Source organism: Nitrospirillum pindoramense (assembly GCF_007827955.1).
Taxonomy (GTDB): domain Bacteria; phylum Pseudomonadota; class Alphaproteobacteria; order Azospirillales; family Azospirillaceae; genus Nitrospirillum; species Nitrospirillum amazonense_B.
In genome coordinates this window covers 1-16,343 of sequence record NZ_VITR01000029.1, presented here as the reverse complement: position 1 = coordinate 16,343, position 16,343 = coordinate 1, and the positions used below count along the sequence as shown (strand labels likewise).

General features: G+C 67.8%; 13 protein-coding genes. 3 read left to right on the top strand and 10 right to left on the bottom strand.

Features of this window, described 5'->3' with window-relative positions:
• Nucleotides 1-24: 24 nt before the first annotated feature.
• Genes FBZ90_RS27020 through hutI form a run of 8 tightly spaced genes read right to left on the bottom strand, consistent with a single transcriptional unit; the run spans nucleotide 25 to nucleotide 7,454 of the window.
• Nucleotides 25-804: an ABC transporter ATP-binding protein gene (locus tag FBZ90_RS27020; RefSeq protein ID WP_145736710.1), complete on the bottom strand. Its 780-nt coding sequence runs from the start codon at nucleotides 802-804 to the stop codon at nucleotides 25-27.
• Complete coding sequence (locus tag FBZ90_RS27015) at nucleotides 801-1,529, bottom strand: ABC transporter permease (protein ID WP_145736708.1); 729 nt, start codon at nucleotides 1,527-1,529, stop codon at nucleotides 801-803. The genes FBZ90_RS27020 and FBZ90_RS27015 overlap by 4 nt, the downstream gene beginning before the upstream one ends.
• 5 nt (nucleotides 1,530-1,534) lie before the next feature.
• Nucleotides 1,535-2,245, bottom strand: coding sequence for an ABC transporter permease (locus FBZ90_RS27010; RefSeq protein WP_145736706.1), 711 nt, complete (start codon nucleotides 2,243-2,245; stop codon nucleotides 1,535-1,537).
• Nucleotides 2,242-3,156, bottom strand: coding sequence for a transporter substrate-binding domain-containing protein (locus FBZ90_RS27005; protein WP_145736704.1), 915 nt, complete (start codon nucleotides 3,154-3,156; stop codon nucleotides 2,242-2,244). The genes FBZ90_RS27010 and FBZ90_RS27005 overlap by 4 nt, the downstream gene beginning before the upstream one ends.
• Nucleotides 3,153-3,746 carry a HutD/Ves family protein gene (locus FBZ90_RS27000; RefSeq protein ID WP_145736701.1) on the bottom strand — a complete coding sequence of 198 codons (594 nt, stop codon included), beginning with the start codon at nucleotides 3,744-3,746 and terminating at the stop codon, nucleotides 3,153-3,155. Before FBZ90_RS27000 ends, FBZ90_RS27005 begins: the two co-directional genes overlap by 4 nt.
• Entirely contained in the window at nucleotides 3,743-5,410 is a 1,668-nt protein-coding gene (hutU, locus tag FBZ90_RS26995) for a urocanate hydratase (protein ID WP_145736699.1), read from the bottom strand. Before hutU ends, FBZ90_RS27000 begins: the two co-directional genes overlap by 4 nt.
• Entirely contained in the window at nucleotides 5,407-6,231 is an 825-nt protein-coding gene (gene hutG, locus FBZ90_RS26990) for an N-formylglutamate deformylase (RefSeq protein WP_145736698.1), read from the bottom strand. Before hutG ends, hutU begins: the two co-directional genes overlap by 4 nt.
• Before the next feature lie 17 nt (nucleotides 6,232-6,248).
• Nucleotides 6,249-7,454, bottom strand: a complete 1,206-nt coding sequence (hutI, locus tag FBZ90_RS26985; protein ID WP_145736695.1) for an imidazolonepropionase — start codon at nucleotides 7,452-7,454, stop codon at nucleotides 6,249-6,251.
• A 90-nt stretch (nucleotides 7,455-7,544) separates the two neighbouring features.
• Between hutI and FBZ90_RS26980 the strand changes: the two genes are divergently transcribed.
• Together FBZ90_RS26980 and hutC are read left to right on the top strand one after the other, a co-directional pair.
• The gene (locus FBZ90_RS26980; protein WP_145736693.1) at nucleotides 7,545-8,921 is read left to right on the top strand and encodes a formimidoylglutamate deiminase; all 1,377 of its coding nucleotides are present in this window, start codon (nucleotides 7,545-7,547) and stop codon (nucleotides 8,919-8,921) included.
• Nucleotides 8,918-9,628, top strand: a complete 711-nt coding sequence (gene hutC / locus FBZ90_RS26975) for a histidine utilization repressor (protein ID WP_145736692.1) — start codon at nucleotides 8,918-8,920, stop codon at nucleotides 9,626-9,628. The genes FBZ90_RS26980 and hutC overlap by 4 nt, the downstream gene beginning before the upstream one ends.
• Before the next feature lie 39 nt (nucleotides 9,629-9,667).
• Here hutC and FBZ90_RS26970 read toward each other — a convergent pair whose 3' ends face one another.
• Both FBZ90_RS26970 and FBZ90_RS26965 read right to left on the bottom strand, forming a co-directional pair.
• On the bottom strand, nucleotides 9,668-12,073 hold the full coding sequence (locus tag FBZ90_RS26970) for a TonB-dependent receptor (protein WP_145736690.1): 2,406 nt from the start codon (nucleotides 12,071-12,073) through the stop codon (nucleotides 9,668-9,670).
• Between the two features lie 100 nt (nucleotides 12,074-12,173).
• Nucleotides 12,174-14,186 carry a tetratricopeptide repeat-containing sulfotransferase family protein gene (locus tag FBZ90_RS26965; RefSeq protein ID WP_145736688.1) on the bottom strand — a complete coding sequence of 671 codons (2,013 nt, stop codon included), beginning with the start codon at nucleotides 14,184-14,186 and terminating at the stop codon, nucleotides 12,174-12,176.
• 234 nt (nucleotides 14,187-14,420) lie between these two features.
• On the opposite strand from FBZ90_RS26965, the gene FBZ90_RS26960 reads away from it, so the two are divergent.
• Complete coding sequence (locus FBZ90_RS26960) at nucleotides 14,421-15,911, top strand: HAL/PAL/TAL family ammonia-lyase (RefSeq protein ID WP_145736686.1); 1,491 nt, start codon at nucleotides 14,421-14,423, stop codon at nucleotides 15,909-15,911.
• The last annotated feature ends 432 nt before the right edge of the window (nucleotides 15,912-16,343 follow it).

Below are 16,343 nucleotides of genomic sequence, written 5' to 3'. Positions count from 1 at the left end.
CCTGAAGGGGAACGCGGCGCCTTGTCAAAGAGCTGCGGGGGATAAAAAGGCGCGGAACGCCGGGGACGCGTCGGGCCCAAACATCTGGGCGGGCGGGCCGCTGGATTCGACCCGCCCGTTCATCAAATGCACCACCCGGCTGGACACATCGCGCGCGAACGCCATTTCGTGGGTCACGACGATCATGGTGCGTCCCTCCTCCGCCAGGGACCGCATCAGGGCCAGCACTTCGCGTACCCGCTCCGGGTCAAGGGCGGAGGTCGGCTCATCGAACAGGACCAGCTTGGGATTGGTCGCCAGGGCCCGGGCAATGGCCACCCGCTGCTGCTGCCCGCCGGAGAGCCGCTTGGGATAGGCGGCGTGGAAGCCGGCCATGCCCACGCGTTCCAGCAGCGTCCGCGCGGTGGCGAGGACTTCATCACGGTCACGGCGATGGACGCGCAAGGGCGCCTCCATGACGTTCTGCAACACCGTCAGATGAGGCCAGAGATTGAAGCCTTGGAAGACCATGGCCGTCTGTGTCCGCAGGCGGGCGGCGGCACGGCCGTCGGAAACCTCCAGGCGACCGTGGCGGTTGCGCGCCAGGGGCGCCTGCACGTCGCCAATGGCGATCTGGCCCTCGTCGGGAACCTCCAGCAGGTTGAGGCAGCGCAGGAAGGTGCTTTTGCCCGAACCGCTGCCGCCCAGGATGGAGATGACCTCCCCTTCCCGCGCTTCCAGCGAAATGCCGGCCAGCACTTCCCTGTCGCCGAAGGATTTGCGGATGTTGGTGGCGGTCAGCACGGTGGGGGATGGCGGGGTCATGACAGCGGCTCCACGACGGGCGGAACGGAGATGGATGGCACGGCGCGGTCGACATCCAGCCGGCGTTCCAGGGCCGCCAGCAGGGCCGACAGACCGGCGTTGATCAGCAGGTACAGCGCCGCGGCGGCGCAGAACACCTCCAGCGTGCGATAACTGTGGGCGATGACCTGCTGCGCCACGCCGGTGATGTCCAGAACCGTGATGGTGCTGGCCAGGGAGGTCGACTTGGTCATCATGATGATTTCGTTGGAATAGCTGGGCAGCGCGATGCGGATGAGCGACGGCGCGATCACCCGCCGCAGCAGCATGAACCCGGTCATGCCGCAGGCGCGGCCGGCCTCGATCTCCCCACGCGGCACGGCGGCCAAGGCCCCACGGAAGATTTCGGCGATATAGGCCGAGCAACAGCAGGTCATGGCCAGGCAGGTGCAGAACACAGGGTCCCGGAACGCCGTCCAGAGCATGCCGTGGCGTATCCAGGGGATCATGGCGAACCCATAGTAGATCATGAAGATCTGCAGGATCAGCGGCGTCCCCCGGAACAAGAAGGTCCAGGTGCGCTGGATCAGGCGCGCCAGCGGCGACCGCGCCACCGACATCGCCGTGAGGCCCGTGGCCAGCGCCGTGGCGCAGACGCCGGAAACCGCCAGGATCAGCAGGGTCACGGGCACGGCGCGCACCAGCTGCGCGGTGACCGACCCGATGAACGTCAGATGCTCCTCCATCGCGCTCAGCCCCTGTCCCACCGGTTGGAATAGCGGCCACCATAGTGGAAGGCCGTGCTGGAAAGGGTGGTGAGCACCAGGTAAAGCGCCATGGCCAAGCCGAAGAACAGGAAGGGATGCCGGGTCGACCCGGCGGCCACCAGGCTGGTGCGCATCAGTTCGCTCAGCCCCGTGACGGCGATGAGGGCGCTGTCCTTCAGGTTGAACTGCCAGACGTTGCCCAGCGCGGGCAGAACGACGCGCGCCACCTGTGGCAGGACGATGCGGTGGAAGCACAGGAGATCACCGAAGCCCATGGCCCGCGCCGCCTCGAACTGACCCCGGGGAATGGCGCCGACACCGCCCCGGAAAATCTCGGCCTGGTAAGCCGCGGACACCAGGCCGACGGACAGGCTGCCGACCAGGAAGGGCGGCGGCAGTCCCGGGGCGTCCCAGCCGAAGGTCTCCGACAGCGACAGGATCAGCGACGGCAGGCCGAAGTACAGCAGCAGGATGACCAGCAACTCCGGCACCCCGCGCAAGACCACGCCATAAACCAGCGCCGTCCGCCGCAGCCAGCGCGGCCCCTTCAGCCGCGCCCAGGCCAGCAGGACGCCCAGCACCGTGCCGATGGCCATGGAGGTGGCGGACACCGCCAGGGTGAGCACACAGCCCTTCAGCAGCAGGGGCGCCCAGCCGTCCGGCCCGAAACCGAGGAGCGCGAGGTCGTCCATCATGGCTGGGGGCTCCCGGCGGCGGCGCCCGGACGGGCATCCAGGGTCGGGGTGGCGTCCGCCTTGAACCATTTCAGGCTGAGGCGCCGCACCGTGCCATCCTCCACGGCGGAACGGATGGCGGCGTTCAGGCGCTCCGCCAAGGCGGTGTCGTCCTTGCGCAGGCCAAAGCCCTCGCCGGCACCCAGCTCACCGCCGATCAGTTCCGGCCCGACCAGGACCAGATCCTGAGCGTCGGGTGCGGCCAGCAGCGGCCGCAGGTAGGTGGTGTCATCCAGCGTCAGGTCGATGCGGCCGCTCAACAGGTCCAGGTCCCGTTCGCCCATGGTGCGATAGGATTTAACGGTGATGACGCCGGCCAGGTATTTGTCCAGGAAGCCGTCGTAGGTGCTGGAAATGGCGACGCCCAGTGTCTTGCCGCGCAACTCCTCGCGCAGGGCCGCCAGCGCCCGGGTCTGGCGCTCGGGCGTGGGACTGGCGTCCAGGTCCAGCACCAGGCCCCGGTTGGCCATGCGGGCCAAGGGACTGTCCTTCTGGGTGACGAAAACCCCGGTGGTGATGGCGTACGGCAGGGAGAAGGCCAGCACGGCCTTGCGTGCCGGCGTGATCTGCAACGCGTCGGCGATGACGTCGATCTTATGGGCCTGCAAGGCACCGATCATGCCGTCCCAATCCTGGGCCACCAGTTGGCACCGCAGACTCGCCCGCTGGCAAAGGATCTGGAGCAGATCGGGTTCGAAACCGATCAGGGTGCCGTCCGGCCGGGTGATGTTCCACGGCGGGAAGGCCCCCTCCGTGCCGATGACGACGGTCCGGGGCGGCGGCGGCTCCGACCCTGCGGCCCCTTCCCAAGCGGCGGATAGGGAAAGCGCCGCCAGCCCGAAACCAATACCCGCGCGCCAAAGCCTTCTCATGGTTCATCCGCATCGGCCGGGGGAACGATATCGACCAGCCAGCAGGCAGCGGCGGCCTGGACCAGGACGGGCGCCGTCGTGCCCGGGGCGAACAACAGGGCGTCCAGCCGGCCGAGGGTGTAAGTCTCGCCGCCGCAGGTCACCTGCGCCTCGCCGGCCGCCACCAGCAAGCGGGCCGCCGTGGGGTTGGGCGACAGCGATGACAGGCCCGGGGATACACGGAGTTGGGCGCCCCGCACGGCCCCCCGGCGCACCATCAGGTTCAGGTCGGTGACAGGCCCGCCATCCGGCGTTCCCGATACCGGCACATCGCCGGGAAAGGCGTGGGCTGCCGTTTCCGGCGTCACCAGGACGGGGGCCCTGCCGGCGCCGAAGTCCAGCAGCAGGCGCCCTTCCAGCACCGCCAGCACGCGGTCGATGCCCGGGAAGTGGGAGAAGGGCCCCGCCTCCCGCACGTCCGCGATGCTGACGCGCCAGAGGATGTCACCCGCGCCATCGTCCTGGCGGGCGACCTCGCGCGTGACGCCGCCCCCGTTCTTCCAGGCCTGGGCGGGCCGTGAGGCCGAGGGAAGCAGCCGGACACCCCTCATCCCAGGATACCGGGCAGGTCAAGGCCCATGGCGCGGGCGCAATCCTGGGCGATGTCATAGCCGGCGTCGGCATGGCGCATCACGCCGGTGGCCGGGTCGTTCCACAGGACGCGCTCCAGCCGCTTGGCGGCTTCGGGGGTGCCGTCGGCGACGATGACCATGCCGCTGTGCTGGGAATAGCCCATGCCCACGCCGCCGCCATGGTGCAGCGACACCCAGGTGGCACCCGACGCGGTGTTCAGCAAGGCGTTCAGCAGCGGCCAGTCGGACACGGCGTCGCTGCCGTCCCGCATGGCTTCCGTCTCGCGGTTGGGGCTGGCGACGCTGCCGCTGTCCAGATGGTCGCGGCCGATCACCACGGGAGCCTTCAGCTCCCCCTTGGCCACCATCTCATTGAAGGCCAGGCCCAAGCGGTGGCGGTCCCCCAAACCAACCCAGCAGATGCGGGCCGGCAGGCCCTGGAAGCGAATCCTCTCCCGCGCCATGTCCAGCCAATTGTGCAGGTGCCGGTTGTCCGGCAGCAGTTCCTTCACCTTGGCGTCGGTCTTGTAGATGTCCTCGGGATCGCCGGACAGGGCCGCCCAGCGGAAGGGGCCGATGCCACGGCAGAACAGCGGGCGGATGTAGGCGGGCACGAAGCCGGGGAAGTCGAAGGCGTTGGCGACCCCCTCGTCCTTCGCCACCTGGCGGATGTTGTTGCCATAGTCGACGGTGGGCACCCCCGCCGCCTGGAAGTCCAGCATGGCCTGGACGTGCACCGCCATGCTGGCGCGCGCGGCGGCGGCGACGGCCTGCGGCTCGCGTTCCCGCCGCTCGACCCACTCGGCCACCGTCCAGCCCGCGGGCAGGTAGCCGTTGACGGGGTCGTGGGCCGAGGTCTGGTCGGTCAGCAAATCCGGCCGGATGCCGCGCCGGACCATCTCGGGCAGCAGTTCGGCGGCATTGCCCAGCAGGCCGACCGACACCGCCTTCTTCTCGGCACAGCTGCGTTCGATGATGGCCATCGCCTCATCAATGGTTTCGGCGGCATGGTCCAGATAGCCGGTCCTCAGGCGCATCTCGATGCGGCTGCGCTGGCATTCGATGGCCAAACACGAGGCACCGGCCATGACGGCGGCCAGCGGCTGCGCCCCGCCCATGCCACCTAGGCCGGCGGTCAGCAGCCAGCGGCCCGACAGGTCGCCGCCGTAATGCTGGCGGCCCATCTCGACGAAAGTCTCATAGGTGCCCTGCACGATGCCCTGGGACCCGATGTAGATCCAGGAACCGGCCGTCATCTGGCCGTACATGGCCAGGCCCTTGCGGTCCAGCTCATGAAAATGCTCCCAATTGGCCCATTTCGGGACCAGGTTGCTGTTGGCGATCAGAACGCGCGGGGCATCGGGGTGGGTGCGGAAGACGCCCACCGGCTTGCCGGACTGGACCAGCAGGGTCTGGTCGGCCTCCAGACGCGTCAACGCCTCCACGATCCGGTCGTAGCTCTGCCAGTCGCGGGCGGCGCGGCCGATGCCGCCGTAGACCACCAGCTCCTCCGGGCGCTCCGCCACGTCGGGGTGCAGGTTGTTCATCAGCATGCGTAGCGCCGCCTCGGTCAGCCAGCTTTTGGCGGTGCGTTCCGTGCCGGTGGCGGGGCGGATGACGCGGGTGTTGTCGATGCGGCTCATAGGGTCCTTCCCAGGCTGGTGGTGAAGGCGAGGCAGTCGTTCAGGATCGCGATCAGGACCGTGACGAGGGGCCTCGCGTAAGCGGGGTCGAAGGCAGGCGGCCAGTTGCCGGGGCCAGGCTTGTCGGGTTCGGCGAGATAGCCCCGGATGGCCAATTCCATCTGAATGGCGTGGATGCCCTCGGCGGGGCGGCCATAGTGACGCGTCGTCCAACCGCCCTTGAACCGGCCGTTCAGCACGTGGCTGTGGCCGCTGGCGGCGCAGCGGTCGTGGATGGCGGTCGCCAGCGCCCCATCGCAGGTGACGCCGCCGTTGGTGCCGATGTTGAACTGCGGCAGCGGGCCGTCGAACAGGCGCGGGATGACGCTGCGGATGGAATGGGCGTCATAGAGGACGACGGCGTCATGGTTTCGCCGCAGCCGCGCCAGCTCAGCCCGGATGGCGGCATGGTAGGGATCGAAATAGGCCGCCCGCCGCGCGGCGATGTCGGCGGCGTCGGGCGGGGCCCCGGCGTAAAGCGGCTCACCGTCGAAGGTGGTCACGGGGCAGAGGTCGGTCGTCGCCTGCCCAGGATACAGCGACGCGCCGGAGGGATCGCGGTTGACGTCGATGACGCTACGCGACAGCCGCGTCCGGATGGCGGTGGCCCCCAGGTCCGACGCGAAGGCGTAAAGCCGGTCGATCCACCAATCGGCGTCCTTGCGCGCCAGCCAAGGTGACGCGAAACGGCCCAGCAGCCCATCCGGTATGTCGGTGCCGGTATGGGGGAAGGTCACGACCAGGGGCGCGTCGCCGCGGTGGATTTCCAGCCAGTCCATCATCTCACCAGCCCGTCATCTCAGTTGCCCCGCCAGACGCGCGCGTGCAGGGGATTGAAGCCCATGCGATAGACCAGGTCCGCCGGCCGCTCGATATCCCAGATCGCCAGGTCGCAGGACTTGCCCGCCTCCAGCGTGCCGATCTCATGCTGCAGCCCCAAGGCACGGGCGGCGTTGCGGGTGACGCCGGCGATGCATTCATCGACCGTCATGCGGAACAGGGTGGCGCCCATGTTCATGACCAGCAGCAGCGAGGTCAGGGGCGAAGTACCGGGGTTGCAGTCGGTGGCCAGGGCCATGGGCACGCCGGCCGCCCGGAAGGCGTCCACGGGCGGCAACTTGGTTTCCCGCACGAAATAGAAGGCGCCGGGCAGCAACGTCGCCACGGTACCGGCCGCCGCCATGGCCGCGACGCCATCGGCGTCCGTATGTTCCAGATGGTCGGCCGACAGGGCGCCATGCCGGGCCGCCAACGCGGCGCCGGACAGGTTGGACAACTGGTCGGCATGCAGTTTGACCGGCAGGCCATGGGCGGCGGCGGCGGCGAACATCCGCGCCGTCTGATCCGGCGTGAAGCCGATGCCTTCGCAGAACGCGTCGACGGCGTCGGCCAGCCCCTCCCCCGCCGCCGCCGGCAGCACGGTGTCGCACAGGAAGTCGACATAGCGGTCGGCGTCACCGCTGAATTCAGGCGGCAGCGCGTGGGCGCCCAGGAAGGTGGTTGTGATCCGGATCGGCCGCGCCTGCCCCAGCCGCCGCGCGGCGCGCAGCATGCTCAGCTCCGCCTCCAGGTTCAGCCCGTATCCTGACTTGACCTCGACCGTCGTCGCCCCTTCCGCCATCAGGGCGTCCAGCCGGGGCAGTGCACTGGCCGTCAGCACCGCCACGTCAGCCTCGCGCGTGGCGCGCATGGTGGAAAGGATGCCGCCGCCGGCCCGGGCGATCTCCTCATAAGAGGCGCCGGCCAGCCGCAGTTCGAACTCATGCGCCCGGCTTCCGCCATGGACCAGGTGTGTGTGACAATCGACCAAGCCGGGGGTGATCCACCGGCCGGCGCAATCCACCACCACGCCGGCGTCGAAATCGGGCGCGTCGGCGAGGGCGCCGGCATAGGCGATCATGCCATCGCGCACGGCCACGGCACCGTCGCGAACGATGCCCAGCCCAGACTGCGTCCCGACCAGGGTCGCCAAATGGGCGTTTGTCCACAGCTTGTCGCAACGCATGCCCGTTCTCCCGGCGGCTCCAAGTCCGCCTCTATGGTTGCGTTCGCACCTTAGAATGTATAGACATATGGCGCAACAGGAGAATGCACCATGGGCACTGACGGCGGTTCGAACGGGGCTTTCCATTTCGAGCAAGCCCTGCTTCCCGAGGGCTGGGCGGACAATGTGCGGCTGACGGTCCGGGATGGCGTCATCGCCACCCTGGAACGGGACGCGCCCCACCAGGCCGGCGATGAGCGGCGGCCGGTGGCCATACCGGGCCTGCCCAACCTGCACAGCCACGCCTTTCAGCGCGGCATGGCCGGTTTGGCGGAGGTGCGCGGGCCGGCGGGCGACAGCTTCTGGACCTGGCGCGACGTCATGTACCGCTTCGTCGATCGCCTTTCGCCCGACGACCTGCACGCCATCGCGGCCTTGGCCTATATGGAAATGCTGGAGACCGGGTTCACCCGCGTCGGGGAATTCCATTACCTTCATCATGATCGGGATGGCGGGCGGTTCGCCGACCCGGCGGAGATGAGCGCCGCCATCGTCGCGGCGGCGGATGAGACCGGCATCGCACTGACCCACCTGCCCGTGTTCTACGCGCATTCTGGTTTTGGCGGGGCGGCACCGGGGCATGGACAGCGCCGCTTCCTGAACGACCTGGACGGCTTCGCCCGCCTGCTGGACGCGGCGCGGATCAAGGCGCGCGCCCTGCCCGACGCGGTCGTCGGCGTGGCGCCGCACAGCCTGCGCGCGGTGACGCCTGAGGAATTGACCCAGGTGGCCGGCTTGGCCGGCACCGCCCCCGTGCATATCCACATCGCCGAGCAGGTGAAGGAGGTCGAGGACTGCGTGGCCTGGGGCGGGGCCCGGCCGGTGGAATGGCTGCTGGCCAACGCGCCGGTGGATACCCGATGGTGCCTGGTGCACGCCACCCATGTGACGCCGGCGGAGGTCGCGGACATAGCGGCGCGCGGCGCGGTGGTTGGCCTCTGCCCCATCACGGAAGCCAACCTGGGCGACGGCATCTTCCCGGCCGCCGCCTATCTGTCCGCCGGCGGCCGGTTCGGCGTCGGGTCGGACTCGAACGTCCTGATCGACGCGACCGAGGAACTGCGCCTGTTGGAATACGGTCAGCGCCTGGCGGGCCGCAGCCGCAATGTGATCGCGAAAGCGCCAGGACGATCGACGGGCCAGGATCTGGTGGAGGGCGCGCTGGCGGGTGGCGCCGCCGCCCTGGGCGCGCCGTCCGCCATCGCCGTCGGCCATGCGGCGGACCTGGTCGGCCTTGACACCCAGCACCCCTCACTGCGTGGCCGCCGGGGCCCGGCGCTACTGGACGCCCTGATCTTCGCCGCCGGCCGGGCGGCCATTGACGGGGTCTGGCGCCGGGGCAAGCAGGTGGTTAATACTGGCCGGCACCAGCGGCGGGACGCCATTGTCACCCGTTACCGCCAAGTCCTTGAAAGATTGACCCAGTGACGCTTTCCCTGCATGAGCGCATCCGAACGGACATAGAATCGGCCATCCTGTCCGGAAAGCTGGCGCCGGAAGACCGGCTCCCCGTCGAGCATGAGCTGATGCAGACCTATAAGTGCTCGCGCATGACGGTCAACAAGGCGCTGTCCGCCCTGGCCGCAGCGGGTCTGATCGAACGGCGCAAGGGGGCTGGTTCCTTCGTGGGGCGCCCACACGCCCATTCCATGATCCTGGACGTCCCGGACCTGCCGGTTGAGGTGGCCAAACGCGGCCATGTCTACGGCTATCAGCCGCTGGTACGGAAGCTGCGGGCGGCCGCCCGCGGAAACGCCGAGGAGGAGTTGCTGGCCGGCGGGCGCCGGCTGTTGCAGTTGGACGGCCTGCATTCCGCCGATGGCGCGCCCCTGGCGGTGGAACGCCGCCTGGTCAGCTTGGCCGCGGTGCCGGCCATCGCGGACGCCGACCTTGAGAAGGAGCCGCCGGGAACCTGGCTGCTGCGGCACGTGCCATGGACGGAGGCGGAAACCCGCATTTCCGCCGTTCCCGCCGATGCGGAGATCGCGGGTCTTTTGAAAACACCGGTCGGCACGGCCTGCCTGTTGGTGGAACGGCAGACCTGGCGCAGTTCGGAACGGATCACGGCCGTGCGCCAGTATTTCCTGGGCACGGCCTATCACCTGGTCGCGCGGTTCGGCAGCAGCCGTCCGTGACGGCCCGCGGCCCCAAAGGACCGCAGGCCGGACGGGACATCAGAACTTCTGACCGAACTTGACACCGAACAGTCGCGGCTTCGTGGGATAGATGCGCGCGTACTGGCCGGAGATTTCCGGGGCGGAGAAGGTGTTCCGGGTCAGCCCCCCACGTTCGTCGAACAGGTTCTGGATATAGAACTCGGCGGTGGTGTTGCCGATCTTGCCGCCCATCGAGACGTCAACGGTGGTGAACCCGGGGCTGTCGCCGACGAGATCGTCCGCCGTGGTCCCCAGGAAGCTGCGCGTGCTGGTCTGATGGTTCAGGGAACCCTGGACGAAGCTGTCCACCTCACCCAGCAGGAATTCATAGCGGGCCGTCGTGTTGAATTTGATGCGGGGCTGCACCGGCAACCGCGTGCCCTTCGGCGCCGCGATGATGCCGGAGGCGCAGTCCGGGTTGCTGTTGGCGCCGATGGCGCAGAAGTCGGTCGTCAGTCGGGCGTCGTTGAAGGCTCCCGATGCCGACAGGGTCAGGCTGCGGGTGACGGCCCAGGTGATGTCCGTCTCGACGCCGTACACCCGGGCGTCGCCGGCGTTGTAGATGTTGGTCACGCTGCCGGAGTTGAGCGCCACCAGGGCGTATTGCAGGTTGTTCCATTCCTCGTAATAGACGGCGCCGTTGAAGCGCAGCTTCTGATCGAACCAGGTCGTCTTCCACCCCAGCTCGTAATTGTCCAGGGTATCCGAGCCATAGGGCTCGACCGCCGCCCGCCGGTTGTTGCCGCCGGGGCGGTAACCGGTGGAATACGTGGCATAGACCATGCGATCCGGATCGATCTGCCACGTCACGTTCAGTTTGTGGGTCTCGCCGGAATCGTTGAAGCTTTTCTTCAGGTAGGAACAGCTGTTGAGCGACGGGAAGGGCGTCACGCAGCCGGCCTTCGCCGCGTCGCTAGCAAAGCCCGAGAAGCCGGTCAGCGTGTTGTCGGCGATGAACCCGCGCACGCCGCCGGTCAGGGTGACACTGGGCAGGATGTCATAGGAAGCCTGGCTGAACACCGCGTAGTCGCGATCGACGATGTGCACGTTGGTCAGGAAGATGTCGTCTTCATATACGGGCGACCCCTGTTGGGACGACCCGTAACCCGGCGCGTAATAGTTCGCCTGGAACTGGTTGGTCTGCTCTTGATAGAACAGGCCGGCCGTAACCCGCCAACGGTTGGCGGCGGGCGAGCTGAAGCGCAGCTCATGGCTTTGCTTGGTCAGATCCTGGTGCCCATAGTAATATTGGGTCGGATCGATCTGCTTACCCATGGAATTCGTAAAATATCCGTAGTTCGGATAGGCGTCGTACGCGACGGTGTAATAGCTGTAGTCGGCATGCGTGTCTATCGACCGCTGCATATAGCCGCCGGAATAGAGGACATCCCAATCCCAGACCTTGCCCTCGATGGTCAGGGCCGCCTGGTACCACTTGTCGATGTTGCGCTCTGGCGCGTAGTCGTGGACCTGCAGGTCACCGGCCTTGGGATCGTAGAGGAAAGAGCCGTTGGACCGCTGGTGCTGGGCGATGACCTGCGGCGTGACGGTCCAGTCGTCGTCCAGGTCGATGCCCAGGGCCACGCGGCCGCCATAGGTGTCGACATCGTTGAAGTTCTTTTTGACGAACTTGGAATTGTCCACGGTGATGGGGCTGTTGACCACCGTGCCGTCGTCCAGGGTGTGGGGGCTCTGGTAGGTGCGCTGGTGGTAGGTGTTGTCGATGTAGCCGCCGTCATGCTCGTCATAGCCGACGATGCGCACCGCCGCCCGGTCGCTGAGGGGGATGTTGACGAAACCCTCGATGGTGCCGCCCAGGCTGCCCTTGTCGAAGCGGGTTCCCTGGACATCATAGCCGGCGGAGAACTTGGACGTGTCCGGCTTGTTGGTGATGATGCGCAAGGTGCCGGACAGGGAGCTGGCGCCGTAGAGCGTGCCTTGCGGCCCGGACAGCGCCTCGACCCGGGCGACGTCGTAGATATGGACGTCCAGCAGGGAGCCGATGGTGGTGACCGGAATTTCGTCCAAGTAAAAGCCGCTGGTGGGCAGCGCCCCAAACGGTAGGCCGTCACCGCCGGAGGAGATGCCGCGGAAGAACAGCTGGCTTTGGCCCGGCCCGAAAGACTGGAAAGACACGCTGGGCAACTGCTTGGCGTAGTCGTCGAAGGACTGGACCTGGTGTTGCTCCAACGTCGCCGCGCCCAGGGCCTGCAGGCTGATGGGCACGTTCTGCAGGTTCTCGCTGCGCTTCTGCGCCGTCACCAGGATTTCCGCCAGGGTGTCGTTCCCTGTCGAGTCCGGGCCCGCCGGCGCGGCGGGAGGGACATCGGCGGCCAGGGCCGATTGCATACCCGACAGTGGCGCCAGCGCCGTCGAGGCCAACAGCAGGACCAGCCTGCTGGCCCGCGTGGTCTTAACTCTCATTATGATCGCCCTTTCCCATGAAGTTCCGCTTCTGTCCCTGTTCTTGTGGGTCTTCCGCCCTTTGGTGTTTTGTTGTTTTACTTTATGTTGATTTATACAACTAAAACTCAACTTCCGGATAGGTGCGCAGCACGGTTCCCAGCGCCGCTTTCAGCGGCGTCAGCCAGGGCTCGAAACGCCGCCAATGGTCCAGCCCCTCGGTGAAGATGGGCTGGCGTACCTGTTCAGAGCTGGGAGTGCGCACCGTGCGCCTGTTGTCCCAGAAGGCGAGGCAGCCGTCCTCGAACGGCAGGCCCAAATGATCCAGCAGCGCATGGACCTCGTTTTCGGTGTCGGCCACCAGACGTTCATAGATGACCCGGTGCACGCAGCCGGGGGCCGCCCGGTCCACATGGGCCATGAGCATGGCATAGTCCGCGTAATAGCGGCCCAGCTCCGTCAGGTCGTAGGTGAAGGCCTGGCCGCGCGCGAAATGCTGCTTGTAGGCGGACCAGCCGACCCCCAGGGGATGCCGGCGGACATCGACGATCCGCGCCTTGGGCAGGATGGCGCGGATGAGCGCGACGTGCATCCAGTTGTTGGGCATCTTGTCGATGAAGAACGGCTTCGCCTCGTGCCGGTGCACCCGCGTCCGCGTGATGTATTCCGCCCCCAACGCCGCCAAGGCGTCGGCGGGAAGATCGTCCAGGCATTCCGGATACCGTCCGGCGCCCGCCCCTTTGCCGGGGGACGCTAGCCGCGCGGCGATCGCCATCATGTCGGGCAGTTCGCTGGTACCCTCGACCATGCTGTGGCTGGCCAGGATCTGCTCCACCAGGGTGGAGCCAGACCGGGGCAGGCCGACGATGAAGATGGGATCGGGCGCCTGGCAGCCACCACGGTCCTGGGCCAGGCATCCCCGGTCGACCATGGCGGCGATGCGGGCGCACTGGTCGTGGGTCTCATCCGCGTCATAGCTCAACTGGGCCCGGCGCAGGCGATTACCCTCGGCATAGGCCCGGAAGGTGGCCGCGTCATCACTTCCCGCATCCTCAAGCGCCTTGCCCAGCGCGAAATGCAGGTGCAGCCGGTTCTCGTCGTCCGCGGTGGCCCGCAGGCCGCGTTCCATGGCCGCCCTGTCGTCGGCGGAAAAGCGGAAGGTCTTCAGGTTGGCCAGGCTCCACCACGCCTCGCCCAGCGTGGGTTGCTGCCCGAGGGCGGTGCGATAGGCGTTGATGGCATCGTCCACTCGGCCGATCGCCTTCAGGACATGGCCGTAGCTCATCCAGCCCTTGGCCTGCTGCGGGTGGCGGGCCAGTACATGGGCGTACACGGCGGCGGCGCCATCCTGGTCGCCAATGCGAACCAGCAGCGAGGCCCTGAGCATCAACACCGACGGATTGTCCGGCTCGTCCGCCAGCAGATGCTCCACCTCGGCCAGGGCCTCAGCCGGCCGGTTGTGCCGTTGCAGCGTGCGGGCCAGCAGTTCGCGGGCCGCGGTGAAAGCGGGTGCCAGTTCCAGCGCGCGCCGCAGCAGGGTGATGGCATCGTCGTAGCGGCCCAGGCGCACCGCCAGCTCGGCCATCATGCGGATGGCCGCCACGTCCGTGGGCTGGGCCCGCAACCGGTCGCGCAGCGCCCGTTCCGCCACGTTCAACCGGCCCTCAATCATGGCCGCGGCGGCCTGGGCCAGGACCGGGTCGCGGGTGGAGGCCTTCACGCCGGCCAGATGGGCCCGCTCCGCCTCCTCATGCTCGCCGGCGAGGGCCAGCGTGTCGGCCAGCGCCCGCCAGGCGGCGGCCAGGTCGGGGCTGAGCGCGCCGGCGCGGCGCATTTCAGCCAGGGCGTCGGTAAGCTGGCCCAGGTCGCGCAATGTCAGGCCCAGTTCCAAGGCCGTGACGGCCGATTTCGGCTCCGCCACCGCCAGCCGGCGGAGGATCTCCGCCGCTGCCTGGACGTCCCCCGCCAGCCTGAGGGCGCGCCCCTGGATCAGCCGCGCGCGCGGGTGATCGGGTGCCGCACCCAGCACTTCCAACACCTGCGCGATGGCCAGGGCCGGGGCGCGGTCGACCAGCGTGGCCGCATGGTCCAGGGCCGTATCAATGGAAACCAGGGACGGCGCGGCGCCGGTCATGCGGCCCTCGCCTGCGGACCGGGATGGGAGGGATATGCAAGGTCCGACATGGGATGCCAACTCCTGCTTCGTTTTGGTATGGCCCGTTTGTCCCCGCTGGGCCGGGTTCCGTTGCCGGCCGGCCGTTCATACATATTGTCTATACATTCCCGCTTCGATTTAGTCTATACATAATTGCCATATCGCGCCGCCGGCCGCATGAATCTTGCGACTTATGGACCCAAGGAGCAAACAATGACGCCATCCGTCCTGCTGAATGGTCCCCTGACCTGGCGCGACCTCAGCGCCGTCGCCCGGGGCAGCGACCTAGTGCTTTCCCCGGATGCCTGGGCCCGCATCGGCAATGCCCATGCCGTGGTCGAGGCCATCGTGGCGCAGGGCATCCGGGCCTATGGCGTGAACACCGGCGTCGGCGCGCTGGTGAGCACGGTGGTGGACCGCGCCAAGCAGCGCGACCTGTCGCGCAACCTGGTCATGAGCCATGCCTGCGGCATGGGGCAACCGCTGGAGACGGCCGCCGTGCGGGGCATCATCGCCGCCCAGATCAACAATTTCGCGCACGGCCGCTCCGGTGTGCGGCCCGACTTGGTGCAGGGCCTGCTGACACTGTTGGCCCGGGGCTGCATACCGGAGGTGCCGTCACGCGGGTCGGTGGGCTATCTGACACACATGGCCCATATCGGCCTGGTCCTCATTGGTGCCGGCTCGGCCTACATGGGTGGGCGGCGCCTATCGGGGCGGGAGGCGCTGGACACCATCGGCATGTCCCCCTTGGTGCTTGATTCCAAGGAAGGGTTGAGCCTGGTGAATGGGTCGCCCTGCGCCACGGGCCTGGGTGGCTATGCGCTGTCGCGGATCGAACGGCTGCTAGCCACGGCGGACGCCGTGGCGGCGCTGACGCTGGAGGCGCTGGGCGCCCAGATGTCGGCGTATGAGGCCCAGGTGCTGCAGATACGGATGTCGAACGGCCTGCACCGCACGGGCGCCGCCCTGCGGAATTACCTGGCAGGCAGCCGGCGCCTGGAACGCGCCGTGGGGACCCGGTTGCAGGACGCGCTCAGCCTGCGGGCCGTGCCGCATGTGCATGGCGCCGCCCGGGACGCCTTCGACGGCGCCTGCGCCGTCATCGACCGGGAACTGCAATCGGTCACGGACAACCCCATCGTCTCGGGCACGCCGGCGGCGCCGGTCGTCGAGTCCGAGGCGCACGCCGTGGCGCCCGCGCTGGCCATCGCCCTGGATTCACTGGCTATCGCCATCGCGCACCTCGGCGCCATCTCCGAACGCCATACCGACCGGCTGGTCAATCCGCTGGTCAGCGGCCTTCCGCCTTTCCTGGCCAGCGATCCCGGCGCCACAACCGGCTTCATGATCGCTCAATACACCGCGTCCGCCCTGGTGGCGGACAACCGCCGCCTTTGCGCACCCGCCAGCCTTGATGGCGGCATCAACTCCGCGCTGCAGGAGGATTACCTGGCCCATCCCACGGCGGCGGCCACCAAACTCCTGTCCGTCATCGACAACACCGAATACATCCTGGGAATTGAACTGCTGGCGGCGACCGAGGCGCATGACCTGGCGGTCGATCCGGCGGACCGCGCCCCCGGCACCGCCGCCATTCACGACCATGTGCGCGCCTGTGTCGGCCGCTACCGCGACGACCGCCCGCTGGCCGATCACCTCAATATCGGCGCCAACATCATCAAAAATGGCCTACCAGCGTGAAAGGCGGGTCCTGGGCGCCGGATCGCAGGGCACATGACGCCGTGGATCATCAGCGTCGCCGCCGTCGGGGCTAGGCAGTTGACCCGGATGCCGTATTTCTCACCCTCGATGGCCAGGGCCGACGTCTTCGACTACATCGAACGCTTCTGTAATCCGATGCGCAGACATTCGACCCTGGGCTACCTCAGTCCAATCTATTTCGGGCAAAGCACAGGGGTAGCTTGAAAAAGCTTATCCCGGTGTCATCCAAGCCGGCAGCAGCCCAGTCCAAATCCAGACGCTCTGCGCGCCGGGTCAGAAATCCCAGCTGGCGCGCAGCATGCCGCCGTGGCTCTGGTAGTCGCGGCGAAGCTCGCCGGTATATTCCAGCCGCAGCTTGAAGCCGTCCGACTTCTCCAGGGTGGTGCCCAGCGCCAGGCCCAGGCCGTCCGC